Genomic DNA, 25,723 nt, shown 5'->3' with positions numbered 1-25,723 from the left:
TAGACTGAAGTCTCCAATCATTTTTTGTTTTGAATCATTCTCTTTAATAAATTGAAGGGCCCCTAAGTTTCTAACGAGTATATAGTCAGGTTTAATTCTTAGAAGGAGTTTCAAGTGATGGTATTCACCTGGCTTTAGTATACGATTGGTTGCTATTGCAGATTTAATGTTGGAGTTTCTCAGTAGTTCTAAAGATTGAACGTAGTCTCTTCCAAATTCATAATCAAGGATAATGAAATCGATATTATTTTTAACATGATCATTGTTATTTAAGATAGGAAGCAGTTGTTCAAGTTGTGATATTTCCCTTAGAAGTAATCTTATCTTAGGTGAAGTTGCTATCGTAGAGTTTGACACCTCTGGAAGAGTGAAGCTGTTAAGCTCTCTCTTTGGTCTGTCTATAACTTTATCTAATAAGTTATTAATTGCTCTTTGTCTTAATTTCTTTAAAGTTTTGTTTGGAATAAAAGGAGACTTCTCTGAAAGAATTATCTCCGGTGACTTACATTCAAAAGGAGTCGAGCTGAGTGCAGTTAACTCTTTTTTAATGTTCTTAATATTTAGTTTATTTTTAGATTCTTCTAAAATTAATTCATCTTTTATTATAACTTCAAGTTCATTCTGCGAGACTCTTATAGATAGGTTTTCACAAACTTTTGCTGTTAGCTCAATTGTTATTGGTCTCTTTGATAGTAAGTTCTTATCTGTAAATGACTTTGTTAATGATTTTACAAGTTGTGGTGAAGAAGTTTGGTATACATTATATCCCTCTTTCACATTAGTAATTTTAAATTCTTTCGGCAGGTAGATTTCAAATCGTCTATTTTTTAAAGTTCTTATATCATAGATCATGGCACCAGTTTCTTTCTTCTTTGGCTCAGAAACACTGGCAAATAATAAACCGTCACCTTTCTCTAGATTCTTGTCAGATGCTATAATTATAGATCTATTTCTAACTTCTTGGACCTGTCCAATTTTCAATCCTCTATTACTACCAAAGGTTCCATCTACTAAATCTTGATGATTCACACCGTGGAGCCAACCTGGAAAAAATCCCCTGGAGTAGGTGATTGCCATATTCTCTTTTTCTGTTTTCGATACTGATCCATTATCAATTGCATTTCTATAAGTGTTGGCAACACTGGCCACAAATAATGGGCTCTTTAATCTTCCTTCAACTTTCAATGAATCAACACCTATTGCTTCTAGTTTTGCAACATCATCTATTCCACATAGGTCTTGAGGGGAGACTAGGTACTTCTGATCTACGAGGTCGACTTTTTTATCATCAACAATTAGATCATATTCAAAGCGACAACTTTGAGCACACTGTCCTCTATTAGCACTTCTTCCGCCGATACTCTCACTCGTAAAACACTGTCCAGAGTATGCAACACAAAGAGCTCCATGTACGAAGACTTCAAGTTCTTTATCTGTGTTCTCTTTAATTATTTTTATTTCTTCTAAACTATTCTCTCTACCAAGAACATATCGTTGAATATCTAGGTCTTTTGTTAACTCAATGGCCATTTCATTTGTAACTGTCATCTGAGTAGAGGCGTGAACAACTTGCCATGGGGCAATTTCTTTTATTATTTTCACAAGGCCTAGGTCCTGAACAATAATTGCATCAGGAGCGAGGGGGAGTAGTTTATTTAATAGCTCTATTGCTTTTTCTAGTTCTTGCTCGAAAATTACAATATTAAAAGCAACATTAACTTTTACATCGTATGTATGACAGAGTTTGATGATCTCTTCTAATTGCTCAAAGCTGTGATTGGTAGTTCTACCTCTTGCATTAAATTCAGGCATGCCAACGTAAATAGCATTTGCACCATTGTGTATGGCCGCTTGGCACATTTCAATATTTCCAACAGGGAGAAGTAATTCAGGTTTTTTTGTCATAACCCTGATAAGTAGCAGAGAGTACTTGAAAGTACAACGGAAATGAAAAGAATTACACGACATAAAGGTCTGAATTTGCTATAAAATACTTATCAAGGTGAATAACAATGCAAGATAAATTGAAACTCTTTTTAAGCTCATTTTCAGCACTCTTAGACTATGAGAATCATCATCAGTGGTCCCACTGGATGTCTTCTGTAGAAAAGATGTTAGATCAGAACTTTTCAGACTCTTATGATCACTATACGAAAGCTTTTGGTGGCGCTGGAACTTTAAATGATATTCATTTTTCAGACCCATGGAGTCTTACACTATTTTGGAAGTTAAGATCTGTTATTGGGATCTATTTTAGTTGTATTGAACTTGATAAAGATGTTCTTACGCAGCTTGCAGAATTCAAAGACGAGAAGCTTGAAAACCTAAAGGTTCACTGCTGCTCTAATTGTAATGCTAGGTTTGTTACCCAGAGAGATCTAATTCAAACTCAAATACCTTCTAAGATAAATTCTTTAATATTAGAGGATGTATATACCACTCCTATGAGAACTCTCTATGAACGCTTTTCAGTTCTTAGAAAAACAAGTGTCGAGCTTCTTGAGGAGTTAAAGGGAACTATTGATCCTGACTGGGAAATTGTTAAATCTGATCCGTGGTATCAGCCTTGTGCCAAATGTTCTCAAAATAAACTTAAATTACAGAATTACAAGTATGATGGAACTAAGTGGTCGATGCTCACTTAGTCCCAGTTCTTTTATCTTAAGTTACTCAGCTTTTGATGATCCTTGCCATGAAAGAATAGCATTCTGTGATTTCTATAGTATTCTTTAACTTCCTTTTCGTGCTTCAAAATTGGGTGGGCAATTACCCAGCTAACTAGAAGCATTGCTGTTCCTAACATAGCAATAATAATTCCAAAGAATGATGGACCTGAATAGGCAACGTATTGTTCATATGCAATATAGTAAATATACATCGAGGCTATCAATGTAACATAGTGAAAATGTTCATGTGTTTTTAAGAAATAGACGCTATGGTGAGTGTCAATCTCATCGTGAAGTTCTTCATCACTCATTTTTAAGTGACCATTTTCGACCATTGTTTCTTCGACTTTGTAGTACATTTCTACTTCGTCTTCATCGGCCTCTGCAATAGGGTGCAATTGTGTTGAGAGCATCTTAAACTCCTTAGTTTCCTTCTATTTAAAGGATATCTAAGGAGTATGAAGATTTTGTTAAAAAGATTTTTTATTGTCTATAGGTTTCAACTATTTGTAATAATGAATCTTCATCATCACAGTTAACAATAGTTGAGTCTTCCCATGTAAAAGGTGTTTCGTTTTGAGCTGTATGCATAGCACATAGGTCTAAGAACTTTGTACCGGCCAAGTATTTATCAGCACCTTGTTTCACTTGTACTTTAAAAGCAATACCTTTGTTTTCTAGGGATAGATCTGATCCATCGAAGAATTCTGCAAGAATCCCTGCTGAAGTGACTTGCTTAGGAAGCCCTGTCACTTTAGTTATTCTAGTAACATCTTCACCTCTGCACGAGTCATCCTCACATTGGTAGACAACTCTACAAGAGTTTCCATCATCATCTCTTGACCAAGAGTAATCAGTTTCACCTCTTACTAGTATTCCTTCAATTACACCTGTATCAGTATTGAATACTGGCGATCCTGAGTTTCCACCAAATGTGTCGAGGTTTCCAACAAAGTACCAATCATCTGATGCTGATCTTATTGTTGCTCCAGCTGCAACTTTCATTGGTAATCCTGAAGGGTGTCCCATGACAGTGATGTTGTCACCAGCTTTAACTTCTCCTGAAGTTCTAAAAGTTAGTGGCCTTGCATTCTCTACAACTCTATCTAGTTCAATTACTGCATAATCAGCATTTGTTGAACTACTTAGCTCTTGAGAGATAATGCTCTTACATGAATAGATTTGAGATGAATCTAGAGTTGATGTTCCTGCTTGAAAATTAAATACCCATTTGTTGTTAGTACAATCCGATAGATCTTCAACACAGTGACCAGCTGTAACAAGTGTATTTTCTCCAACTAGGAAGCCAGAGCATCTACCTGGGTTTATTTGATTAGCAAACTCTTCAGTAGGGCATAGAGACATCGTTTCTTGAATTGTACTTGGAGATAACTCCCCATTTTCACCAATGCTAATTGAAGATATTTGAATCGCTACTGATTTTGCCCATTCTGCATGTCTAGGATCAGTAGAGTTAGCTATATCTAGTCTGTCATCTTTTCCGTATATGACCTTAGGTCCTAGAAGCTCTTTAACTGTAGACTGGGAAACAAATGCTGTGAGTTCATCTTTTACATCATAGACTTCACCATCAACTGTACATTTTGAAGGGTACTTACTTGTGAACTCAGTAACAGAATTTGAAAATAAGTTAAATTCTTCTGTTGATGAAGTAGAGTTGTAGATACTCGTGAATGATTCTTTTAATGAATTATAATCACTTTTAAATGTGTCTTCACATTTAGCAACATCATCTTCACATGATGAGATTGTTAAGAGTAAACCTAGTGAAATTATTAAACTTATTTTGTTCATGCATTCTCCCTTATTCATATTTCACCACATTCTGAAGGATGCTAGCAATTGAAATGTCGATACCTGTAATAATGTAATAATGAAGTGAGGAAAAGTTAGTTAATTAGTACTAAATTTAACATTTTTTGATAATTTAAAGCCTACTAGTTCTAAAGTGCACCACTATTATTTATTAATAGCTATGTAATCTTATAAGTACACTTTTCCAACTTAATACAGATATGTTAAATAAAATTATGAGTAATGATAAATATAGATTTAGCGGTATTTCAAGACTGTATGGTTCACATGCTGAGATGGCATTAAAGTCTGCACATGTATGTGTTGTCGGCATAGGTGGGGTTGGCTCATGGACAGTAGAGGCCCTCGTCAGATCTGGCGTTGGTGAAGTGACGATAGTTGATTTAGACGATATTTGCATCACTAATGTGAATAGACAGCTCCATGCTCTGGATGGGAATATTGGCAGATTGAAAGTTCATGCCCTCGAGGAGCGTTGTAAGCTCATAAATCCTGATGTCAAGATCAACTCAATTGAAGATTTCTTTACAAGCTCTACTGCGGATTCAATTCTTTCCTCAAATTTTAATTATGTAGTAGATGCAATTGACTCATTAGAGAGTAAAATTCTTCTTATAAATGAATGTGTAAAAAGAGAGTTGCCTATTCTAACTGTTGGTGGAGGAGGCGGTAAGCAAGATCCATCAAAGGTGATTGTTGAGGACTTATCTAAATCCTGGAATGATAGACTACTTCAAAGAGTTAGAAAGCAGCTTCGTAAAGAGTATTCTTTTCCAAAAGATAATCGCTTATTTAATGTCATAAGTGTTTTTTCTACAGAACTGCCATTCTTAGCAAATGAAGATGGTTCAGTGTGCCAGATTCAAAAAGAAGAACAGAAGAGTTATCGTCTAGATTGTTATACTGGCTATGGGAGTGCTAGCTTTGTTACTGGGACTATTGGCTTCATTGCTGCTAGTGAAGTTATTAAGGCAATCTGTTCAAAATAACTTAATTTTGAATATTCACCTTTTCAACTTATAATAAGATTATGATTCTAAACTTTCATACACATTCACCTAGAAAAGAAGATGGTGTCATTAGCTTTTATAATGCAGATATAAGAAATGGTGAAAAAGAGTTCACTCTTGGCGATTATAGATGTGCAGGAATTCACCCTTGGTGGATTGATGATTTTGATGAAGAGTCTAGAGACAAAATTCTAAAAACTTTTTTAAGTGAAAGTATAACTTGTATTGGTGAGATAGGACTAGACCGCTCTTTTAAATCCGTTGAGTTTTCTAAGCAAGTAGAGTTCTTTGAGTTTCAATTAAAAATTGCAATTGATAGGAAAGATAAGTTTATTATTATTCATTGCGTTCGAGCGTATCAAGAGATATTAAATTCTGTTAAAAAAGTTGGTTATAAAGGAGTGCTTGTCTTTCATGATTACAATGGTAATGAAGAAATGACAGAAAAGCTTCTTGGTCGAGGAGATTACTTTTCATACGGGAATATGTTATTTCAAAAAGAGTCAAAGGCAATGAATTCTTTAAGTCATATACCTCTTAATAGGTTATTTATTGAAACTGATGATCAATCGAGATTTTCTATAGATGAAGCTTACAGGGAAGCATCTATATTCCTAGGTATAAAAATGGACAATTTAAGTCAGCAGTCCATGAAAAACTTTATATATTTAAAAAACTTATAACGTCTTAATTTATATAGCTAATACTGCTTCAGACATACTTCTTTTTGTCATATATTTCCCATATGAAATAGACAAGTTTATGGTAGCATTGAATGATTGTTTTTATGAGGTGACAAGTTTGAAGTTTATATCTTTTTTTCTACTTTTTCTAATATCTGTTTCTATATTTGCGAATAATTCTTTAGATGATTTCTTTAATCCATCAGAGTGGAAAGAAGTTTATACAAAAGATGGAGTAACTGTTTACTCTCAAAAATCTAAGCATTCCAGTATTGTTGGTTTTAAAGCAGAAGCTGTACTAGTTGCTCCTTTAGAAAATATTCTTGCTACTCTTCGTGATGTTGAGGGGACAATTAACTGGGCCCCGAATATTACAGAGAAGTCTACTATAAAAGAGTTCTCTGATTTAAAGGCAATCACTTATACTAATAATGATCTACCTTGGCCTGCAGCTGATAGAGATATGGTTCAAATGAATGAGTTGAGATTAGATATTGAAAATAAGTACTTAGTTGTTGATACATTCTCAATCGAAGACGATAGCTATCCTCTTGCAAAAGATATTGTAAGAGCAAATGTGACATTTGGTACATTAAAATTTAGACGAAAAGGAGCTCATTCGTCAGTTCTAATGACTCTCTTAGTTGACCCAAAGGGCTCTCTTCCTATTTGGCTTGTAAATATGCTGCAAAAAAGACTCCCATATCAATTTCTAATGGCACTTGAAAAAGAAGCAGTTAATTCAAAAGTTCCTCTTAGGTCAGGTATTAAAGACTTACTTAAGAAATTAGATTCTCTTAAATAGTATATATATTTTAATACTTCTTCATAATTTACTTAGTTATTAATTCTTATAATGAAGCATGAGAACTAATACACATATGAATATTCTAATTGTTGATGATGATGATGATGTTATTAACTATATGAGAACCTTACTTCGTAAAAATGGATATAAAAATATCCATACTGAAAAAGATGGAGTTAGGGCAGTCGATTATGTTGAACAGTCTTATATGGAAAATAAAACAATCGATATGATTCTTGCTGATTGGGAAATGCCAGAATTAGATGGAATCCATTTCTTAGATTATTTGAAAAGAAATGCCGATTTCAATGAAATACCATTTGTCATGGTTACGGCGGACTCAGACAGGACACATGTGGTAGAGGCCATAAATCATGGTGTTTCACAGTATTTAATTAAGCCATTTGATGAAAAAAAATTAATAAGTAAGATTAATGAAGTTATGAAGAGAAAGTCTGCTTAATTCTTTCTACTTATAAAGCCTGGAAGGTGTCTTGCTGAGTCATGCTTGCATAGTTTAAGAGCTTGTTTTATAGGCTTCTTATAGTTAATTTTATCGCTAATACTAATGCCTTTTTTATAAAAGTATTCTCCCCAAGTAAATTCTAGAAATGGAACATTCACTTTATTAAAGCAATTCTTTTCTCTAGCAAAATAGGCGAGACTTCTATAGGGATTGTCTCTAAGTTTACCTATACTCAGTGGAAGTTCTTCAAAAGTTATAGGTTTAAATTTATCATCCTTTAGATATAGGAATGATTTATCATTCATTCTCTCCTTAAAGTAACTCCAGCTATAACTAGACCAATCAAAAATTACTTTAATGAATAGACCTTGCTTTTTATTTGGTATTTTAGATTTTAAAATAGAGTAACTCAAATGGTGACGATCGATAATCCAATACTTATTGTCAGGACCAATAATTGCGGGAGTCCATTTTTCTTTTAAGTATTCAGTAAGCTTATTCTTTTTATACTTCTTTTCAATTTTCTTAATTTTTGAAGGAATTTGATCAAGGCCTATAAATGCTTGTGTTGGATGAACTCTCTCTAATGAGATAAAGTGAGCCTCTTTTGTTGTCTTTGAGGCAACAGAAAGTGGTAGAAATATAAGTAGGCAAATCATAAATTGTTTCATAGTGAAATACCTTATTAAATCATTATTCAATAAGCAAATTTACTACGATTTAAAGTTTCACATTTTATCTATCTAGCTGTTTTCTGGAGATTAGACCTTTTTAGCCCATGATTTTGATAGTCTTAGAATATCAGTAATAAGATCAGTGTATTTCTTACCTTCATAGTTAGCAGATGTCGCAAATTCATCTTCTCTCGCAATGTTTGGGTTAGGATTTACTTCAATGATGTAAATCTCTCCGTCTGCGTTCATTCGCAAGTCGACTCTGGCATATCCATTCAAGTTTAAGTGTTTGTAAGCTTTCTTGCAGATATGATTTATTCTCTTCACAGTCTCATCATCGAGCTGTGCATGTTCTGTTTTTATACCTTTTCTGTCTCTATATTTGTTATTCCATTTGGCTCGATTTGAGTAAAGCTCTTTTTCTGGACGATCTACTTTTTCAAATTTTAGCTCCCAGACGGGTAGAGTTTTTAGTTTGTAATTTCCCATCACACCAACATAAAACTCTCTGCCTTCTACAAACTCTTCAACGATTGCATCAACACCAATTTTTTGATTTATATACTGAACTCTCTCTTTTAGTTTCTCTTCACTTTGAACAATTGAGGCCTTTGCAATTGCTAGGGAGGCTTCTTCTGTTAGACATTTTACAATGAGAGGATATTTAAGATGCTTAGCTTTCTTTGTCTTTTTATTTTTAGGGAAGACTTGAAAGTAAGGTGTTTTAAGGCGATGAAATAGTAAGATTTTTTTTGCTAGAGCTTTATCTCTTGCCAGCATTAAACCTCTTGGATTGCAGCCAGTATACGGAACTCGTAACAGCTCTAGATAACTAACCACATTTTGATCAAAGATAACTTCTCCATCAAACTCTTCTAGCAAGTTAAAAATTAATGTAGGTTTAAACTCATCAATTGCGCTTTTTATTACTTTCAGATCACTGATTACACCACAGGCCTTAACTTTATGCCCAAGCTCTTTTAGTGCTTTTATTACATCATATTCCGTTATCCAAGGAACTTCATCTTTATCAAATTTATCTTCGTGTATATTTTCAGGAGGGACTAGATCTTTATGCATTAAAACGAGTATTTTCACATGACTACCTTATTCTTCCCTTGTTTTACATAAAGTACTGTTGATCTACTTAGAAGATTAATAAGTAAAGTACGTGTTTCTCGCACAGGCCTTTTAAGTGTAAGTTGATTTTTTCTACACTCTGACTTCAGCTCTTTTAATACATCTCTAACTATATAATGATACTGATTAGTATTTTTTGCAACTTTTAAACAAAGTTCTTTCTCATTTGCGTTGATAAAGTTTAGAGCATTGGATTTTCTTCCAGTAGAGAACAGTTTCTTTATACTGCTGTTAAAGATAGGTGTTTGGTATTTTCTTTTCAATTTACTCTTGCGGTTTAGATAGGTTTTAAGTGTAATACCAAGTGTTTCAATTTCATCAATTGTATCTCGACATAGACACTTCGCCTTTTTTCCTCTTAAAGAATTCATTACTTGGTCTAGATAGTTTAACTTCTCGATTGCCTTCCAATTTGAATACTTTTGTTTCCACTCTGAGTTAGGGGTTAACCAAACAGCAAATGTTTCGGCCCAATCTTCATCAGGATGAGCTTGCGCATAGTTTTCACTAAGATGCTTAACATAGTTTTTTGAAAATGGTTTTCTAATATATTCTTTGGGATATCTTAAATTACTATCTCCAAATAATTCTTTTCTAATTGAGCATTCCCTAAGATTGAATGCGTTATCAATTGCATGGCCAACTTCATGTCTTATAAGTTTCAAGCATTCGCTTTTTGTTTTCCCTTCGACTTGTCCTACATACTCTTTTTCAAGTTTTTCTATTTTAGAATTAAGAAGGTAGAAGGGGATTGCTATTCCAGATATCCCGTCAGGGCAGAACCAGTCATCAGATATCCAGTAATGAAACCTAAAATTGAGACCTTTCTCTTTGAGTTCGTCTTGCACTTTCTTAAGACATTCTTCAACGAGACTTCCTTTGAATTGAAGATCGAGTTGGCATAGAGGTGTGTTTAGAAATGAGGTCTTACTTTCCTCATTTAGTACTTTTTTAGACATATCGAAATCTAATCTGTATTCATTTTATTTACAAGTACTTAGGTCTTTTTTACTTACTTTTGGGGCACTTTTCTAGTTTAAAACAGTTACTTTACTCTTTATCTAAAGGCTTTAATTTACTGTTAATATATGTATATTAAAAAAGTTAAGCTAAAAGTTTAGAAGAAATCTACCGATATTGTTTATAATTATAATAACTCAAATTGTAGGGAAGATTTATGGACACTGAAATGCTGACATTCTTTGTTGATGAAGTTAAGCAAATTAGAAATTCTATGTCTCTTTCAATATCTTCTCTTATTAGCACAAAACTTGAAGATAATTCTAAATTTGAAGAAGTAGGTCAGATGATTGATAGAGTTTATGGTACAGCTGCAACTCTTGGTTTAACTGAAATTAGTGAGTACACTAAAGCAATAAAAGATGTAAGCTATATGGCATCGGCAAGTGAAAATACATCTGGGAAAAAGAAAGTTGTTAAATTTTTAATCAAATACATTGAACTCAGTGACTTAATTTGTGCAAGTATATTTGATAATAAAGAATTGATAAAAATTAATCATCAGCTTAATATCGAAAAATCGAGAGCTAATTTACTCAATCAAAGAGAGTTCTATAGTATTAATAAAAAATCTTGTGCTATAGAGTAATAGACTTCTGAAATTCTCCATTTATACTGTAGTGAAATGGAGAAAAATATGTATACAAACCTAATATCGATTCTAATATGCCTTTTAATATCTTCTTGCTCTAAGAGTACTATAGGTGGCTATAGTGGTCATGGCGTAGAGGCTATAGATTCCGTAGTCCTAAAAAAATACTCACCTAAAGCAATACCAAAAGAACTCAAAACAGAAATTGAGGCCCAGAATGAAATCCGTACAACTGGACTTGGCCAATTAACTCCTGATGGAAAGCAGATGTTCTTTTCTTGGACTGTCACTGGAGTTAGACAAATTTGGAAAATTACAGGACCTAAATCTTTTCCTATTCAAATGACTGGTGGAGAGAATGCGACATCTCTAGAGGATATTTCTAATGATGGGAAATATTTAATTCTATCAAGAGATCAGGGAGGCGATGAGTATCCAACCTTGTTTCTACAGAATGCAAAGAGTGGTGGAGAGCTAATTAAAATTTTTGGTAAAACAAAAGTTAAGGTTTCATACTTAGATCAAAATGAGGACGGATCTAAAATCTACTTTAGGGCCAATGATATTTCCCCAACCACTTGGGGGATATATGAGTATGACATCAAAACAAAAAGAAAAGAGTTAGTATATAAAGGCGAGGGATATTGGTGGATTGTTGAAATCCTAAATGATGGAAATATGATTCTTGGTCATGCTCTTGGTAATATTGGGAGGGAGTATTTCTTATTTGATAGAAAAACGAGTACTTCAAAGCCTATTCTAGGACAAGGTGAAAGTGAGTATTATAGTATTCGAAAATCTTCTGAAGATGGAAAGTATATTGTTCTAACAAATAAATTTGATAACTTTAATCGTCTATATCTTTATGATGGAAAAAAGTTTGAACCAATTACTGAAAAAGTAGAAATGAACATAAAAAGTTTTTCAGTGAGTAAGGACTACTCTAGAATCCTTTTAAGATATAACGATAAGGGATATTTCAAAATTAAGGCACTGGATGGGAAGACTTTTAAGCCCATCTCTTATCCTAAGTTTGGAAAAGCTACTCACACATTTTTTGGTTCAACCACTAATGATTCAAAGTACACTATTTTTGGACAGGTATTCTATAATAAGCCTAGAGTAAGTTATGTCTATAACTGGAGTACTGGAAAACTCAACGAATGGACAATACCAAGTTCGCCAGAGATTGATACTAGTGGTTATACTCCTTGGTCTCTTGAATATTATCCAGCAGAAGATGGAACTTCGATTCCTATGTTTGTAAAAAGACCTAAAGAATGTGAAGAGAAAACATGCCCAGTTATTATTTCGTTTCATGGAGGCCCTGAGTCACAATCCCTTCCTGGATTTAGTCCTTATGCGGAACTCTTTACGAAAAGAGGATTTATTTATGTTATGCCAAATGTTCGTGGTTCCAGAGGCTATGGTAAGCAATGGCTAAATGCTGATAATGGTAGAAAACGATTATCTGTAATTACAGATATTAGAGATAGCTCTATCTTTATTAAGAAAGCTTGGGCCAAGAATGGAGTTGTTCCAAAAGTAGGTATTACTGGAGGCTCTTATGGTGGGTATTCAACTCTTTATGGAATGACTGTATTCTCTGACCATTTTGATGCTGGAGTTGCTAGAGTAGGTATGAGTAGTCTTGTAACCTTTTTAGAGAATACAGCAGATTATAGACGCTACCTTAGAGAGACTGAGTACGGTTATTTAGAAAAAGATAGAGAGGTACTTGAGAAGCTTTCCCCGATTAATTATTTGGATAGAGTAAAAGCTCCATTATTAATTATACAGGGGGCAAATGACCCACGTGTTCCTGCAGGAGAGGCCATTCAGTTTCAACAAGCACTTGAGAAAAAAGGAATAGAATCTAGTCTGATTTTATTTGCTGACGAGGGGCATGGAGTAAGAAAGAGGTCAAATAAAACTTTAAGTACAGGTCATTCTTTAAACTTTTTTATGAAATGGTTGAAATAATATTCTCTCTTTAATTTTATAAAATTTCTGGGAGAATAGTATCAAGACAAGGGGCGCTTTAGTTTATGAAAATGTGGTCAACATATAGAAAAGATATAATAAAAGAGAAGTTACTTCACGTTATGGAAAGTGGTGAGAGTGTAACTGTTTGGCAAAATCGTGGCACTGAGAAAATTAAATTTTCAGCCAAGTTTCTAGAGGTCACTGATTCTACAACAACAATTCATTTAGAAGATGGGTATACTAATGCTGATTATCAATTAACTAAAGATAACCCTATCTTTATTCACTATGCAAAAGAAGATTACCTCTTCAAAAAAGAGGCGTTCAAAACTGACGGCCTTGATGTGATTATGAAAACTCCTGTAGAGCTTATGATGAGAGAGAGAAGAACTGTTGAGAGATTCTCTTTTAAGTATCAAGACTATAAGAATGTTTCACTTAAAGTTGGAAAAGATGAAAATATAGAAAGTATATCATGCATACTAAAAGATCTTTCAGTGAATGGACTTAGTCTTGTTATTCATGAACGAGAGAGTGCAAAGTTCTTAGAGGGGAGTACTGTCTATGTTTCGGCCATCTCTGACCAAAACCTTTCATCAGGAGTTCTTGCAACTATTTGCTATATAACACCGTACTTTGTTTCATCTGAAAAAGGTTCTGAACTTTTTAAGATGGGGTTAAAGTTTAATGATGCTCTGGAGAGTGTTATTTTCAAATCTATAAATACTGTTATTTCAAAAAAACAAATAAAACAAAAAGGCCTAGAAGTTTCTACCTTCAACGGTTTATCGGAATCAGAATTAGAAAAAGTATTAAGAAAGATTTCTGAGGATAACCTTGCTCTTGCCAATAATATTCGTGAGCAATGTGAAAATATTGATAGACTTAGATATATGACGCTAGAGATGAAAAGAATGTTTTTACTTGAGGTTAATTTAGACTTGTTGGCCGCTTCTTTGAGGCTTGCAACTAAAGAGCTTGTATATGACTTAATTAGTGAAGTTACCGATACAATGAGAGAAGAATTCCTCTTTAAGCTTGATCAGCCTAAATCTCCATCTGCCATCAATAAGGCCCAAGATGAAATCGTCAAATTTATCAGAATGAAAGAAAGGGCGGGGGAGCTTGTTCTAGATCCAACTTCTTATGAGATTCTAGTATAACCTGTTTTGACTGACTGCGGTATGGGTGCTTCTATTGACTGAAGTGCCTAAAACCTTTCTAGAAAGACTAAAACTAAGAAAAAAGTTCATAATCAATTGGCTAAGTCTTTAGTATTGGTTAGTAATTGCTCTTATTTAATTAATAGGAGTAAATATGAAAAATTTATTAGTAATTTTAGGGTTAACACTAGTTATGTCAAATGTATCAGCGGCTCCACATGTAAGAATTTGTGCAATCGAAGCAAATGAAGTTTGTGCTGAAATTACTGTAAGAGAAGACTTTCAACAATGTCACAATGCAATCATGCAGGGTTGTTTAGATAATGTTGATTACAAGTCTGTGCCTGCATGTGTGAACTACTGTAATACACTACCAGAAGCAACTCAAAGACAAATTTGTCTACAATCTTGTAGCCCACTTTAGGTTTTAAATACCAAAAGGTACTCAGTACCTTTTGGCTTCCTGTCCCTTTTCCTGTACAATTTCCCCAATATTTTTTAAAAATACCCTTTGAAATTCAGAGTTTTATATAATCTCCCATAAGGAATGTTGCAATGAGTTATAATTTTCAAGAGATTGAAGCAAAGTGGCAAAAGTATTGGAATGAAAACCAAACTTTCAAGGCCGAAGAAAATAGCACTAAACCTAAGTATTATATTTTAGATATGTTTCCATATCCTTCGGGAGCAGGCCTCCATGTTGGTCATCCGCTTGGTTATATCGCTTCAGATATTTATACAAGATTTAAGAGACTCGCTGGATTTAATGTTCTCCATCCAATGGGATATGATGCTTTTGGACTTCCAGCAGAGCAGTATGCGATTCAAACAGGAAGACATCCTGCAGATACGACTAGAGAAAATATTGCAAGATATAGAGAACAATTAGATAAGATTGGATTCTCTTACGATTGGAATAGAGAGGTTCAAACTTGTGATCCAAAGTACTATAAGTGGACACAGTGGGCCTTTATTCAAATGTTTGAGCACTACTATGACCTTGGAGAAAACAAGGCCAAACCAATTTCTGAAATTGTAGAAAAGTTTTCAGTTAGTGGGAACGCAGAAGTAAATGCACATTCTGGTGAGGTTGAAGAGTTTACGGCCGATCAGTGGAAGTCATTTAATGAAAAAGAAAAAGAAAATATTTTACAAAACTATAGATTAGCTTTTCTTGCTGAAACAGCTGTTAACTGGTGCCCAGGACTTGGGACAGTTCTTGCTAATGATGAAGTTAAGGACGGACTCTCTGTAAGAGGATCACACCCTGTAGAGCAGAAGAAAATGCAACAATGGTGTCTTAGAGTTTCAGCTTACGCGCCAAGATTATTAGATGGTCTAGATGAGCTAAACTGGTCTGACTCTTTAAAAGAAATGCAGAAAAACTGGATCGGAAAGTCTGTTGGTGCAGAACTAAGATTTGATGTTAAAGATAGCTCTGAAAAAATAGAAGTATTCACTACAAGAGCAGATACAGTTTTTGGTGTTAGCTTTATGGTTCTTGCTCCTGAGAGTGACTATGTTGCAACTGTTACAACAGCAGAGCACAAGAGCGAAGTAGAAGAGTACCTTGCCGCGACAAAGAAAAGAAGTGAAAGAGATAGACTGGCCGATGTTAAACGTGTCTCAGGTGTATTTACAGGTTCATATTGTATTCACCCTTTTACTGGTAAAGAAGTTCCAATTTGGATAGGGGACTATGTTCTTGGTGGATATGGAACAGGTGCAGTTATGGCCGTTCCTGCTCATGATTCAAGAGACTACGCCTTTGCAAAACATTTCAATATTCCAATTACTCAAGTTGTTTCTGGTGGAGATATCTCTGAAGAGTCTTATGACGCTAAAGATGGAACAATGATGAATTCAGACTTCTTAGATGGGCTTAAAGTTAAAGAGGCCATTAAAAAGATGATTTATGAAGTTGAGAAGAGAGGAATTGGAAAAAAACAAACAAACTTTAGACTTAGAGATGCAATCTTTTCAAGACAAAGATACTGGGGTGAACCATTTCCAATCTATTTTAAAGATGGTGTGCCAACTCCTCTGAGCATAGATGATCTTCCACTTCAACTTCCTGAGGTTGATAAATTCCTTCCTACTGAGGATGGACAACCTCCACTAGGTAGGGCCGAGAACTGGAAAACTAAAGATGGACATCCATTAGAGATGTCTACTATGCCAGGTTTTGCAGGTTCTTCAGCTTATTACCTTCGTTATATGGATCCACATAATGAAGAAGGGCTAATCTCTAAAGAAGCTAATAACTACTGGCAAGATGTTGACCTTTATATTGGTGGAGCTGAGCACGCAACGGGACACTTAATCTACTCTCGTTACTGGAATAAATTTCTTTTTGATATAGGTTATGTCTGTAAAGAAGAGCCATTTAAGCGCTTAGTAAACCAAGGTATGATCCAAGGTCGTTCTAACTTTGTATATAGACTCAAAGGAAAGAATGAATTTGTCTCTCTTGGACTAAAAGACAAGTACGATACTCAAGAAATTCATGTTGACGTAAATATTGTTCATAATGATCAACTCGATATGGAAGCTTTTAAAGCGTGGAGACCTGAGTTTAAAACAGCAACTTTCATCACAGAAGATGTTGACGGTAAAGAAGTTTATAATTGTGGTTACGCTGTTGAAAAGATGAGTAAGTCTATGTTCAATGTCGTAAGCCCGGACACAATTGTAGAGAAATATGGTGCTGATACTCTTCGCTTATATGAAATGTTTCTTGGACCTTTAGAGCAGTCTAAGCCATGGAACACAAATGGTATTGAAGGGGTTCATAGATTCCTTAAGAAAATATGGAACCTATTCTATACTGATGAAAAGCTAATTGTTTCTAATGATAAGGCAACACCAGAAGAGCTTAAAGTTCTTCATACTTGTATTAAAAAAGTAAATGAGGATATTGATACATTCTCTTTCAATACTTCTGTTTCTGCTTTTATGATTTGTGTGAATGACCTTGCTAAGCTTAAGTGTCGTAGCAAAGACATTCTAAGTGATCTTGTTATTCTTCTATCTCCATTTGCGCCTCACTTCTGTGAAGAGCTCTGGAAAGAATTAGGAAATGACAAAAGTATCTCTTTTGCTAAAATTCCAGAACTTAACGAATCATACTTAGTTGAGAGCACTCATAAATATCCTATTTCAATCAATGGGAAAATGAGATTTTTGATGGATATCTCTCTAGATGCCTCTAAAGACGAGATTGAAAAACTTGTTCTTGAAAGTGAAGAAATTCAAAAATGGATAGAAGGTAAAGAGATCAAAAAGAAGATTATTGTTCCTAAGAAAATTGTGAACATAGTCGTAGGTTAATTAATAATTTTATCAATTTGAATAGCGGCAAGCTCTAGATAATCGTCTAGGGTCTTGCCGGTTTCTCGCTTTCTTGGCTTGAGAGAGTGATCACCATCTTTAAACCAGTGAATCTTTATATTTTTACTCAATTGGTAACCGCCAACATCATCAGTTGTTCCCATTGTATCTCTTGTTCCTTGAAGGATATGTACTTTAGACTTAATGTCTTTTAAGTGATCAATTCTATCCTTTGGAGGTTTTCCTGGAGCGTGAAATGGAAAGCCTAGACAAATAACTCCTTTTGGATTTAATTCATCGGCTACAAGAGTGGCCATGCGTCCACCCATTGATTTACCTCCAATATAAACATCACTACCTCCAACAAGGCTGAAAATATCACGCCATGTTTCAAATAATATCTTCTTCGTATTCGGAGGTCTTTTCTTTCCGTCAATTCTTCTCTGGGCCATATAAGGAAACTCAAAGCGAATGACTTGAATATCTCTACTGACTAACTTTTGAGTGAGAGTCTCCATCCACTCGTGGTCCATTGGAGCACCAGCTCCATGGGCAAGAATAAAAATTCTATTAGATTTTGATTTGTTTGAAATAAGTAGATCTTTTTTTTTCATAACTTTTTGAAGATATCGACGAAGTTGTATTTTTTTAACTTCTTGTTGTAAAACTTTGAGTAGTTTCTATAGTTGATAGTATTCTTATTCATTATAAACTTTGTATATATTTTCTGAGCATTCTTTTTATTTGCTATATAAAAAGGTGTTTTATAAATCAACCCAAAATCTTCTTTAAAGTCTATTCCCATATGGTAATCGAAGAGTGTGACTAAGGCAAAAGCCGGTTCAAAAAAGTGCCCACCAACAGTACAGAGTTGCTCTCCATTTATGACATGCTGAAGACCATTAGAGGTCCAATCAATTGAACAGACTTTATAAGATTTCTTTTTTTGATCTACTATTGCTTCGGCCATTAAATCACTTGATACTAAAAAGCCACATAGATTGGGATACCTCATTTCAATAAAAGGTAGCATTTTTGAGACACTAGTCTTTTTCCAATTTCCGTAGAATGATTGCTTCAAGTTTAGAGATAAACTTTTGGAGACATTTATATAGCTCTTCTCTCTAGCTAAAGAAGCATTAGATGTGTGACTCCCATTTATTGCAACTATTTCTGCATTTTTTCCGCAGGCCTTGTAAACTTCATTAGCCGCTAGAGCTGCAGCTTGAGTGTCATCAGGGTAGAAGTGACCAATCCAATTTTTATATAGGTCTCTCGGTATTCCTGTTGCTTGTAATTCCTTTTCATTTATTTGCGCATTTATAAAGAGAGTTTTTATTTTAGCTGTTTCTAACTGTTGTAATATTTGCTGAGTTGATCTCTTAATCGGAAGTATCATTAAGTAATCAGGTCTAGACTCCGGAGGTCTCTTTATTACCTCTGTCACTTTCTCTAAATAAAACGAGTAATGTGACCTCGAGTATAGAACCTCGAGATTTATATTGAGATCCTTTGCCGCTTTAATGATTTCCTTATTTGTGATTATCCAAAACTCATTATTAGTGTTTATTGGATCTGGAGAAATAAAGGTTATCTTTGGACCTTTTGAAGCCGCAATGGAAAAATTTAGTAAGAAATATAAACCAAATATTAGTGCTTTCAATTATTCCCTCTAGTTAGAAGAGGCGACTATAACAAAAAAATGTAACAAATTTAAAGCAGCGATCACTAATATTGAAAGAACTTAAATAAGTCTAAAGTTTAAAATTGAAGAAGGTTATAAAATGAAGAAGCTACTCCTACTATTTGTATTTTCAAGTTTAATTACACCTGTAGTGTTCTCTGCAGAGAACTCCAAGGCAGTATTCGCTGGAGGATGCTTTTGGTGCATGGAACCTCCATTTGATAAACTTGAAGGAGTTATTTCTACTACCTCTGGCTACATTGGGGGAGAGTCTCCAGATCCAACTTATAAGCAAGTTAGTAGCGGAGCAACGAGCCACACTGAAGCAGTCTTAGTCGAGTTTGACCCTCAGAAGGTCAGCTATAAGGACTTATTAAAGGTATTTTGGAGAAATATTGATCCCACTGACAATAAGGGACAATTCGTTGATAGAGGTCTTCAATATAGACCAGGAGTCTTCTATTTTGATGATAAACAAAAGAAAGAGGCCGAAGAATCAAAAAGCCATCTCTCTAAAGAGAAAGTATTTAATAATCCAATAGTTGTTGAGATTACTAAGGCAAAAACCTTCTATTCTGCCGAGGATTATCATCAAGATTACTATAAGAAAAACCCTATTCGCTATAAATTCTATAGGTTTAACTCAGGTCGAGACCAATTCTTACATAAATATTGGAAAAAATGATAGTTTTTTTGCAATCTGGTTGCATAAAAATGAGATACTGAGTATAACTCTATTAAATTAAGGGGTCTCAATGAATCATGCACAACAAGAAAGAATGGATAAAGTCGGTATTTTACTTTCATTATCTTGCTGTATTCATTGTCTAGCGACTCCTCTTATCTTAATGGCGGCTCCAGCAATTGGTGAGTACTTTGAGAGTGCTCTCATTCATATTGTACTTTTCTTATTAGTTGCCCCAATAGCTCTCTTAAGCTTTTTGAAAACATATAAGCACACACAAAAGAGTAGACCTCTTTTTCTAGGAATTATTGGATTGAGTGGATTATTAATTGCTCTACTTCTACATTTATTTGCTGAAAATGGTCTAGGAACTCACCACATACATGATATAGAAATTGGTCTGAATATTGTGTCTGGTTTAGTATTAGTTGCAGCTCACTTCTTCAACTTTAAAGACTCTCTCTGTAAGCACTGCTAATTACTTATTTTGACAATTAGGGCATAAAGCAAAAAACTCAAGCTTGTGCTCAACATCTTTGTATCCCATTAATTCAATTTTCTTATCGATTTCTTCTACAAAGCAATGATCAAGAACTATAACTTTTGAACATTCCTTACAAATGATGTGATGGTGATGATGATCTGGGTGATTGAATTCATATCTCGCAAAGTCTTCGTCAAATCTAATACTATTAAGAATACTCTTTTCTTTAAATTGCTTTAGAGTCCTAAAGAGTGTTGCACGGTCACAAAGACCATCTTCTAGCTTATCAAATATCTCGTCTGCCGAGTATGGCCCATGCTCGCGTGTAAGAAGCTTAAGTATCGCAGCACGTGGCTTTGTAAAACTTAATCCAGACTCTTTTATAATTTTCTTAATATCTTTTTCGTTCATAGATTTATACTAACAAATAATCAAGATACTAGCCACAATTGGATTTTAAGGTAGAATAATTTTATCGATATTTAACTTTATATAGGATTAATAACATGAAAGAGCTTATTCCTGTAACGCTTGTCGTTGGTTTTCTTGGGTCTGGGAAGACCACATTTATAAACAATATACTAAATGGAGACCACGGAAAAAAAATAGCTGTAATCGAAAATGAGTTTGGAGAAATTGGAATTGATGATGAGATTCTAACCGGTTCTGATGATCTTTTTGTTGAAATGAGTAATGGATGTATATGTTGTTCAATGAGAGGAGACTTAGTTGAATCTTTAAGTAAGCTTCTTTCAAAGTCAAAAGATTTTGAGCATATTGTTATTGAAGCTACAGGGATGGCAAATCCTGGACCAATTATTGAAACATTCTTTTCTTCAGAAGAGCTAAGTGCATCGTTCTCTCTCGACTCAGTAGTTGGCCTAGTTGATGGAGCCCACTTTAAGATGAATGTTGAAAAATTTGAAAATAATGAACAGATTGCTTTTTATGATCAAATTGCTTTTAGTGAATCAATTCTCTTAAATAAAGTTGATATGATTGACCAAACTGAAATTGAGAGAATAAAAGAAAGTATTCTAAAGAGAAATCCTCATGTTTCAGTTATTGAAACAACTCAAGCTAAAGTAGATTTAAGTAAAGTGATGGGAAAAAAATCATTTGATTTCTCTATGGTAGAAAAAACTATGCCCGAAAGTACAGGCGTAGAGTATCCATTTAGTTGGGGAGGAATCCTAAAGCTTAAGGCCGGCTTCTATAAGTTTAACGTTGACCATATACACCATAATGAAAGACTTGTTTTCTTTAAAATTGATGGGGATTCTATAACGGATAAAGTCTCTAGCTATGCTTCTTCAATTTTCTATTCTCCTCAGAGAAGGTCTAGAAGAGGAACAAATCTAAATGTTGATGAGCACATACTACTTGATTTTGAAGGTGAAAAGACTGGTCGAAATATTTTAGATATTGAGTATGATGGAAACTATGCCTTCTTTTTAACTGATCATCCAAAACATTTAAAACTAGAGGTCTTAGACAGAACAGAAAAGTTAATACCTATAGAAGATGGTGTTAAGTATAAGAAGGTAGAGCACTTTCATGGTGATGAAGTAAACTCTATCTCCTTGGAGTTCAGTGGGGCACTTAATCCACAATCATTTGAAATGTTTTTAAATGTACTTTATTCTCAGTATAAAGATGAAATTTATAGATCAAAAGGAATCCTACACTTTTTAGGAAATGATCAGCGTGTCTTATTTCAAGGTGTATATTCTTCTCTTAAGTTTGATCATGGGCGAGACTGGGGAAGTGATATTAGGTCAAATAAAATTGTATTTATAGGAAAAGGTTTAATTGGATCAAGCCTTGAGGCAGGTCTTAAAAATTGTGTAGTCGAGGAGACAAAATGAAATTTTTATTATTACTAAGCTTATTCTTTAGCGTTAGCTGCGCATCTACAATCCACAATAAAGAGAAAGTTGTTAGCAACGCTTACGAAGTTTCACCTCTATTAAATGGTGCTGCTGTTCCTAATTCAATGGTTAGAAATATTAACGGAGAAGAAGTTGATTTAAATAAGGAACTTCTAGGTCAAAATTCTGTAGTAGTATTCTACAGAGGTGGATGGTGTCCGTATTGTAATCTTCAATTACAAGGTTTAAGAAAGATAGAAAAGAAGTTAGAGAAGTTAGGGTGGTCAATAGTTGGAATTAGCCCAGATTCTCCAAGCTCTTTAAAAGAAAGTGTTGATAAGCATAAGTTAGAGTACTCTTTATATTCAGATAGTAAGGCCAATGCAATTAAAGCATTTGGATTAGCTTTTAGAGTAGATGATAAAACTAATAAGAAATACCTTGGCTATGGGATTAGTCTAGATAAGGCCTCTGGAGAGTCACACCATATTCTTCCAGTTCCTGGAGTCTATTTAATAAATAAGAAAGGCGAGGTTGTATTCAATTACGTACACCCTAACTATAAAGTAAGAGTAAAAGAATCAATTATTCTTAACGCTGCAAAGGCCCTTAAGTAATCTAATTCCTATTGTATTTTCATATGGTGTAAACTAAGATTGTTTTCATATGTAGTATGATAGGTATTATTTTTCACGGAGGAAAAATGAAAAAACTTTTATTTGTATTTGTCTTATTGATTTCTACGCAGTCATTTGCTGCAGACTCATCGTCTGGCTGTGGACTAGGGTGGGCTGTTTTAAAGAAAAACTCGCTTGTTTCTTCTTTTACAAGAACATTTATAAACGCAACTTTTTCAAACACTCTAGGAATGACGTTTGGAACTTCTGGCTGTGCTCAGCATAGCATTGTTAAAAATGAAAGTAAGATCATTCACTTTGCTGAGGCTAACTATTACCAACTTCAAAAAGAAATTGCTCTTGGTGAAGGTAATTACTTAACAGCATTTTCTGGCTTAATTGGATGTGAGAACTCTATTAATTTTAATCAAAAAATTCAAAAAAGTTTTGATAAGATTTATCCTGAACTTTCAACAACTCCAACTGCGGCACTCAAGAATATTCTTCAGACTGTTCAATCTGATCAAGAGCTTTCAAGAAATTGTCATATTATCTAAAGATATCAATATTTTTCATTCTGGTCCTATTGTCACTGCACTCTAGGGCCAGTGATGTACTTGATGACAAAATTAAAAAAGTTTCAAATGAGCATTACTGGAAGAAGTTAATCCACTTTCATGATGGTTATTTAAACTCGGAGTCATATGCTGACTCTGATAGCTTTTTCCTTTCTCCTGTCGGAAAGATTGACCTCTCTGAAGAGTTAAAGTCGACAATCAATGCTTTTAAAAAAATTGATAAGTCTTATACGCCACAGAAAATTCCTGCACAGTGTGCGTTTCCCGAACGTTTAAAGTTTATAAGGGAAAAGTTTCCTGAAATAAATTTTAAAGAGACTGATTGTCCATACTTTCAGCAATGGAAGAAGGCGGTAAAGGGGGAGAGCCTCTCTTTAGTATTTGCATCTTCATTTGTTAATAACCCATCTTCTATGTTTGGGCATACTTTTTTAAAATTCAATAAAAAAGAAAATGAATCTTTAAGTAAAGATATGTTCAACTATGTTGTGGCCTTCTCTGCAAAGGCAAATGATACTCCTGGAATTCTATATGCGATCAAAGGATTATTTGGAGGATATAAGGGAATAGTCGATGTGCAACCTTTCTATCTAACTTTAAGAGAATACTCTAAAGTAGAGTCTAGAGATATTTGGGAGTACAAGCTCAATTTAACAGAGGATCAGTTGGATTCGTTAGTAAATCATATTTGGGAATTATACGCGAATGCAAACTTTGATTACTACTTCTTTGATGAAAACTGTACTTCTATGTTAGCAAGAGTTCTAGCACTTGTTACAAATGAAGCGTTTGATGAAGAAATGGAAGGTTATGCTCTACCTACAGATTTTCTTAGAATATTAAAAACATATAAACTAGTTGAAAGTACAAACTACTTTCCTTCTTTGAGAAAGCAGTTCTTTGCAAGTTACAAGATTTTATCTGCTGATCAAAAGAAAAGTTTTCAGCAATTATTAGATGATAATCTCCATGAAGGAGATAATAAAACTCTAAACTCTCTAGTTCATTATTTCGATTATATTCGTCATGATCATGAAAATATTGTCTCAAAAGAATTTCAGTTAAAACAAAAAAAGATACTTTCTATGGCATCTAAAAAAGGGATTTTAGAGCAAGCTAAAGTCAGTATTCCTGTATCCCCTGATAATGGTCATCTTCCTAGTCGTTTAGATCTTTTTTATGGGAAGGTGAATGACCAAGAGAGTTTATCTTTCAATTTAAGGCCTTCTTTTCACTCTCTTATCGATCCTGGCGAAGGTTATGAACCATGGTCTCATATTGAGTTTTTTAACTTTCAGCTGATGTACAATATGGATGAGAAGGAAGTGGATTTAAATGAACTTATAATTGCAAATATTCAAAGTCTTCCAGATTTCAAGCTCCTCGATACTAATACTTCTTGGAGTTTGGATGTTAAAGTTAGACCAATATTTGAAGAGAGTAAGTTAAGTTCACACAAAGGAAGCATTAACTTAAATATGGGCCTCTCTAAGCACAGTGAGCTATTTTTAATAAGTATTATGACAGGAGCACGACTAGAGGGGCATTCTAGTTTTGAAAATTATTTTAAGTTAGGCCCAAATGTTAAATTAAATTTAGGGCTGAATATTTTTAATACAAAAATTATTTTAGAAAGTAGCTACTTCTATTCATTACTAAAGCCTAGTATTAATAATCATAGAGATTACCTCGAAACAAGACTTCAATTGAGTACACAGCTTAGTAACACAATATCATTACGCTTAGAGGGGAAGTCTATTTCTAGAGTAGGGGATATATCTAAAGAAGCCTATAAGAGCTATTTATTAGGTTTTGGAATGTTTTATTAAACGTTACCTCTATAACGTTTTGCTATCCGCTCTATTTCAACTTTTTGTTTTTCTTGAAGTTCTTCAATCTTTTCACGATAGCTTTCGTTTACACTTGATATTTCTTTAATATTTCTCTTACTCGCTTTATCAAGTCTTTTATCATTTGTGAGCTTCACTTGCTCTAACTCGTAGTCTTTCTTTTCTAGAATCTCTTGAAAGTTCTTGGTGACTCTTTTTAATTCAGATCTAAACTCATTTCTATTTTGTATTCTTTCTTCTTTAAAACTTTCTTTTAACTCTTCAATCTCTTTATTGTGTCTCGCCTTAATTTCTACAATTTTTTCTTTAGTAGTATTTGTGGCACCATCAAGTTGAACTTCATATGACTTTGCAGTATCAATTCTATCTTCTTCATAGGTGTTGATAATATTATCTACATTCTCTTCATTTGCTAGCTCAGTAGAATCAATTTGCTCTTCATAACTGCTTTTCAGCTCATCAAATTGTTCTCTTCGTCTTGCTTCAAGTTTTCTTATCTCTTGAGAATGTTCATAGCTATTATCAATAGTGCTCATAAAGTACCCCTTAACTAAAGTATATAATGTTGTAGGGAATACTT

General features: G+C 34.0%; 26 protein-coding genes. 16 read left to right on the top strand and 10 right to left on the bottom strand.

Translation table 11 applies throughout. From position 1 onward, the window contains the following. Window positions 1–1,905 (bottom strand): U32 family peptidase (locus ABX784_RS02605; protein WP_372652212.1); only part of this gene is annotated, 1,905 nt, incomplete at its 3' end. 107 nt (window positions 1,906–2,012) lie between these two features. Here ABX784_RS02605 and ABX784_RS02600 point away from each other — a divergent pair. Then, a complete protein-coding gene (locus tag ABX784_RS02600; RefSeq protein ID WP_372652210.1) occupies window positions 2,013–2,645 on the top strand; it encodes a hypothetical protein in 633 nt (210 codons plus the stop codon). Between the two features lie 11 nt (window positions 2,646–2,656). On the opposite strand, the gene ABX784_RS02595 is transcribed toward ABX784_RS02600, so the two are convergent. Beyond that, a complete protein-coding gene (locus ABX784_RS02595; protein ID WP_372652208.1) occupies window positions 2,657–3,079 on the bottom strand; it encodes a hypothetical protein in 423 nt (140 codons plus the stop codon). A gap of 70 nt (window positions 3,080–3,149) precedes the next feature. Beyond that, on the bottom strand, window positions 3,150–4,481 hold the full coding sequence (locus ABX784_RS02590; protein WP_372652206.1) for a serine protease: 1,332 nt from the start codon (window positions 4,479–4,481) through the stop codon (window positions 3,150–3,152). A 236-nt stretch (window positions 4,482–4,717) separates the two neighbouring features. On the opposite strand from ABX784_RS02590, the gene ABX784_RS02585 reads away from it, so the two are divergent. From ABX784_RS02585 to ABX784_RS02570, 4 genes are all read left to right on the top strand, one after another. Further along, window positions 4,718–5,491 (top strand): ThiF family adenylyltransferase, encoded by a 774-nt coding sequence (locus tag ABX784_RS02585; protein ID WP_372652204.1) that lies wholly within the window; start codon window positions 4,718–4,720, stop codon window positions 5,489–5,491. A gap of 41 nt (window positions 5,492–5,532) precedes the next feature. Next, window positions 5,533–6,195 (top strand): TatD family hydrolase, encoded by a 663-nt coding sequence (locus ABX784_RS02580; RefSeq protein ID WP_372652202.1) that lies wholly within the window; start codon window positions 5,533–5,535, stop codon window positions 6,193–6,195. 118 nt (window positions 6,196–6,313) lie between these two features. Continuing rightward, the gene (locus tag ABX784_RS02575; protein WP_372652200.1) at window positions 6,314–7,000 is read left to right on the top strand and encodes an START domain-containing protein; all 687 of its coding nucleotides are present in this window, start codon (window positions 6,314–6,316) and stop codon (window positions 6,998–7,000) included. A gap of 58 nt (window positions 7,001–7,058) precedes the next feature. After that, the gene (locus ABX784_RS02570) at window positions 7,059–7,466 is read left to right on the top strand and encodes a response regulator (protein ID WP_372652198.1); all 408 of its coding nucleotides are present in this window, start codon (window positions 7,059–7,061) and stop codon (window positions 7,464–7,466) included. Here the strand turns inward: ABX784_RS02570 and ABX784_RS02565 are convergent. The 3 genes from ABX784_RS02565 to ABX784_RS02555 all read right to left on the bottom strand — a co-directional run bounded on the left by ABX784_RS02565 (window position 7,463) and on the right by ABX784_RS02555 (window position 10,242). Next, a complete protein-coding gene (locus tag ABX784_RS02565; protein WP_372652196.1) occupies window positions 7,463–8,140 on the bottom strand; it encodes a ParB-like protein in 678 nt (225 codons plus the stop codon). The two genes, ABX784_RS02570 and ABX784_RS02565, sit on opposite strands and share 4 nt — an antisense overlap. 90 nt (window positions 8,141–8,230) lie before the next feature. Beyond that, complete coding sequence (locus ABX784_RS02560) at window positions 8,231–9,241, bottom strand: ATP-grasp domain-containing protein (protein ID WP_372652193.1); 1,011 nt, start codon at window positions 9,239–9,241, stop codon at window positions 8,231–8,233. Next, window positions 9,238–10,242 (bottom strand): putative zinc-binding metallopeptidase, encoded by a 1,005-nt coding sequence (locus tag ABX784_RS02555; protein WP_372652191.1) that lies wholly within the window; start codon window positions 10,240–10,242, stop codon window positions 9,238–9,240. Before ABX784_RS02555 ends, ABX784_RS02560 begins: the two co-directional genes overlap by 4 nt. Window positions 10,243–10,460: 218 nt before the next feature. Between ABX784_RS02555 and ABX784_RS02550 the strand changes: the two genes are divergently transcribed. The 5 genes from ABX784_RS02550 to leuS all read left to right on the top strand — a co-directional run bounded on the left by ABX784_RS02550 (window position 10,461) and on the right by leuS (window position 17,374). Further along, the gene (locus ABX784_RS02550) at window positions 10,461–10,892 is read left to right on the top strand and encodes a hypothetical protein (RefSeq protein WP_372652189.1); all 432 of its coding nucleotides are present in this window, start codon (window positions 10,461–10,463) and stop codon (window positions 10,890–10,892) included. A 48-nt stretch (window positions 10,893–10,940) separates the two neighbouring features. Further along, entirely contained in the window at window positions 10,941–12,878 is a 1,938-nt protein-coding gene (locus ABX784_RS02545) for a prolyl oligopeptidase family serine peptidase (RefSeq protein ID WP_372652187.1), read from the top strand. Between the two features lie 65 nt (window positions 12,879–12,943). Continuing rightward, entirely contained in the window at window positions 12,944–14,044 is a 1,101-nt protein-coding gene (locus ABX784_RS02540; RefSeq protein WP_372652185.1) for a FliG C-terminal domain-containing protein, read from the top strand. 154 nt (window positions 14,045–14,198) lie between these two features. After that, the gene (locus ABX784_RS02535) at window positions 14,199–14,468 is read left to right on the top strand and encodes a hypothetical protein (protein ID WP_372652183.1); all 270 of its coding nucleotides are present in this window, start codon (window positions 14,199–14,201) and stop codon (window positions 14,466–14,468) included. 131 nt (window positions 14,469–14,599) lie between these two features. Then, a complete protein-coding gene (gene leuS, locus ABX784_RS02530; RefSeq protein ID WP_372652181.1) occupies window positions 14,600–17,374 on the top strand; it encodes a leucine--tRNA ligase in 2,775 nt (924 codons plus the stop codon). On the opposite strand, the gene ABX784_RS02525 is transcribed toward leuS, so the two are convergent. Both ABX784_RS02525 and ABX784_RS02520 read right to left on the bottom strand, forming a co-directional pair. Beyond that, window positions 17,371–17,988, bottom strand: a complete 618-nt coding sequence (locus ABX784_RS02525) for an alpha/beta family hydrolase (RefSeq protein WP_372652179.1) — start codon at window positions 17,986–17,988, stop codon at window positions 17,371–17,373. The two genes, leuS and ABX784_RS02525, sit on opposite strands and share 4 nt — an antisense overlap. Next, the gene (locus ABX784_RS02520) at window positions 17,985–19,037 is read right to left on the bottom strand and encodes an ABC transporter substrate-binding protein (protein WP_372652177.1); all 1,053 of its coding nucleotides are present in this window, start codon (window positions 19,035–19,037) and stop codon (window positions 17,985–17,987) included. The genes ABX784_RS02525 and ABX784_RS02520 overlap by 4 nt, the downstream gene beginning before the upstream one ends. Before the next feature lie 121 nt (window positions 19,038–19,158). Here ABX784_RS02520 and msrA point away from each other — a divergent pair, with 121 nt between their 5' ends. Next, entirely contained in the window at window positions 19,159–19,743 is a 585-nt protein-coding gene (gene msrA, locus ABX784_RS02515) for a peptide-methionine (S)-S-oxide reductase MsrA (RefSeq protein WP_372652175.1), read from the top strand. Window positions 19,744–19,813: 70 nt separating this feature from the next. Further along, window positions 19,814–20,221 (top strand): MerC domain-containing protein, encoded by a 408-nt coding sequence (locus ABX784_RS02510; RefSeq protein ID WP_372652173.1) that lies wholly within the window; start codon window positions 19,814–19,816, stop codon window positions 20,219–20,221. Here ABX784_RS02510 and ABX784_RS02505 read toward each other — a convergent pair whose 3' ends face one another. Next, a complete protein-coding gene (locus ABX784_RS02505) occupies window positions 20,222–20,638 on the bottom strand; it encodes a Fur family transcriptional regulator (RefSeq protein ID WP_372652170.1) in 417 nt (138 codons plus the stop codon). A gap of 95 nt (window positions 20,639–20,733) precedes the next feature. Here ABX784_RS02505 and ABX784_RS02500 point away from each other — a divergent pair, with 95 nt between their 5' ends. The 4 genes from ABX784_RS02500 (at window position 20,734) to ABX784_RS02485 (ending at window position 25,122) form a co-directional block, all read left to right on the top strand. Then, on the top strand, window positions 20,734–22,095 hold the full coding sequence (locus tag ABX784_RS02500; RefSeq protein ID WP_372652168.1) for a GTP-binding protein: 1,362 nt from the start codon (window positions 20,734–20,736) through the stop codon (window positions 22,093–22,095). Continuing rightward, window positions 22,092–22,715 (top strand): peroxiredoxin-like family protein, encoded by a 624-nt coding sequence (locus ABX784_RS02495; protein ID WP_372652166.1) that lies wholly within the window; start codon window positions 22,092–22,094, stop codon window positions 22,713–22,715. Before ABX784_RS02500 ends, ABX784_RS02495 begins: the two co-directional genes overlap by 4 nt. A gap of 86 nt (window positions 22,716–22,801) precedes the next feature. Next, on the top strand, window positions 22,802–23,272 hold the full coding sequence (locus tag ABX784_RS02490; RefSeq protein WP_372652164.1) for a DUF3015 domain-containing protein: 471 nt from the start codon (window positions 22,802–22,804) through the stop codon (window positions 23,270–23,272). A 29-nt stretch (window positions 23,273–23,301) separates the two neighbouring features. After that, the gene (locus tag ABX784_RS02485) at window positions 23,302–25,122 is read left to right on the top strand and encodes a DUF4105 domain-containing protein (protein ID WP_372652162.1); all 1,821 of its coding nucleotides are present in this window, start codon (window positions 23,302–23,304) and stop codon (window positions 25,120–25,122) included. Here ABX784_RS02485 and ABX784_RS02480 read toward each other — a convergent pair. After that, window positions 25,119–25,679: a hypothetical protein gene (locus ABX784_RS02480; RefSeq protein WP_372652160.1), complete on the bottom strand. Its 561-nt coding sequence runs from the start codon at window positions 25,677–25,679 to the stop codon at window positions 25,119–25,121. The genes ABX784_RS02485 and ABX784_RS02480 overlap by 4 nt on opposite strands. Window positions 25,680–25,723 lie beyond the last annotated feature (44 nt).

Origin of the sequence: Halobacteriovorax sp., from assembly GCF_041587335.1 — a bacterium.
Lineage (GTDB): Bacteria > Bdellovibrionota > Bacteriovoracia > Bacteriovoracales > Bacteriovoracaceae > Halobacteriovorax.
The sequence above is the reverse complement of the archived record's forward strand: the minus strand, read 5'-3'. Positions and strand labels throughout refer to the sequence as shown.

Excerpts from the sequence above, each read along its gene's own strand:
- ABX784_RS02585 (WP_372652204.1), top strand. The coding sequence starts at position 4,718 with ATGAGTAATGATAAATATAGATTTAGCGGTATTTCAAGACTGTATGGT.
- msrA (WP_372652175.1), top strand. The coding sequence starts at position 19,159 with ATGAAGAAGCTACTCCTACTATTTGTATTTTCAAGTTTAATTACACCT.
- ABX784_RS02570 (WP_372652198.1), top strand. The coding sequence starts at position 7,059 with ATGAGAACTAATACACATATGAATATTCTAATTGTTGATGATGATGAT.
- ABX784_RS02540 (WP_372652185.1), top strand. The coding sequence starts at position 12,944 with ATGAAAATGTGGTCAACATATAGAAAAGATATAATAAAAGAGAAGTTA.
- ABX784_RS02580 (WP_372652202.1), top strand. The coding sequence starts at position 5,533 with ATGATTCTAAACTTTCATACACATTCACCTAGAAAAGAAGATGGTGTC.
- leuS (WP_372652181.1), top strand. The coding sequence starts at position 14,600 with ATGAGTTATAATTTTCAAGAGATTGAAGCAAAGTGGCAAAAGTATTGG.
- ABX784_RS02505 (WP_372652170.1), bottom strand. The coding sequence starts at position 20,638 with ATGAACGAAAAAGATATTAAGAAAATTATAAAAGAGTCTGGATTAAGT.
- ABX784_RS02595 (WP_372652208.1), bottom strand. The coding sequence starts at position 3,079 with ATGCTCTCAACACAATTGCACCCTATTGCAGAGGCCGATGAAGACGAA.
- ABX784_RS02590 (WP_372652206.1), bottom strand. The coding sequence starts at position 4,481 with ATGAACAAAATAAGTTTAATAATTTCACTAGGTTTACTCTTAACAATC.
- ABX784_RS02600 (WP_372652210.1), top strand. The coding sequence starts at position 2,013 with ATGCAAGATAAATTGAAACTCTTTTTAAGCTCATTTTCAGCACTCTTA.
- ABX784_RS02490 (WP_372652164.1), top strand. The coding sequence starts at position 22,802 with ATGAAAAAACTTTTATTTGTATTTGTCTTATTGATTTCTACGCAGTCA.
- ABX784_RS02495 (WP_372652166.1), top strand. The coding sequence starts at position 22,092 with ATGAAATTTTTATTATTACTAAGCTTATTCTTTAGCGTTAGCTGCGCA.
- ABX784_RS02510 (WP_372652173.1), top strand. The coding sequence starts at position 19,814 with ATGAATCATGCACAACAAGAAAGAATGGATAAAGTCGGTATTTTACTT.
- ABX784_RS02565 (WP_372652196.1), bottom strand. The coding sequence starts at position 8,140 with ATGAAACAATTTATGATTTGCCTACTTATATTTCTACCACTTTCTGTT.
- ABX784_RS02480 (WP_372652160.1), bottom strand. The coding sequence starts at position 25,679 with ATGAGCACTATTGATAATAGCTATGAACATTCTCAAGAGATAAGAAAA.
- ABX784_RS02500 (WP_372652168.1), top strand. The coding sequence starts at position 20,734 with ATGAAAGAGCTTATTCCTGTAACGCTTGTCGTTGGTTTTCTTGGGTCT.
- ABX784_RS02550 (WP_372652189.1), top strand. The coding sequence starts at position 10,461 with ATGGACACTGAAATGCTGACATTCTTTGTTGATGAAGTTAAGCAAATT.
- ABX784_RS02535 (WP_372652183.1), top strand. The coding sequence starts at position 14,199 with ATGAAAAATTTATTAGTAATTTTAGGGTTAACACTAGTTATGTCAAAT.
- ABX784_RS02545 (WP_372652187.1), top strand. The coding sequence starts at position 10,941 with ATGTATACAAACCTAATATCGATTCTAATATGCCTTTTAATATCTTCT.
- ABX784_RS02525 (WP_372652179.1), bottom strand. The coding sequence starts at position 17,988 with ATGAAAAAAAAAGATCTACTTATTTCAAACAAATCAAAATCTAATAGA.
- ABX784_RS02555 (WP_372652191.1), bottom strand. The coding sequence starts at position 10,242 with ATGTCTAAAAAAGTACTAAATGAGGAAAGTAAGACCTCATTTCTAAAC.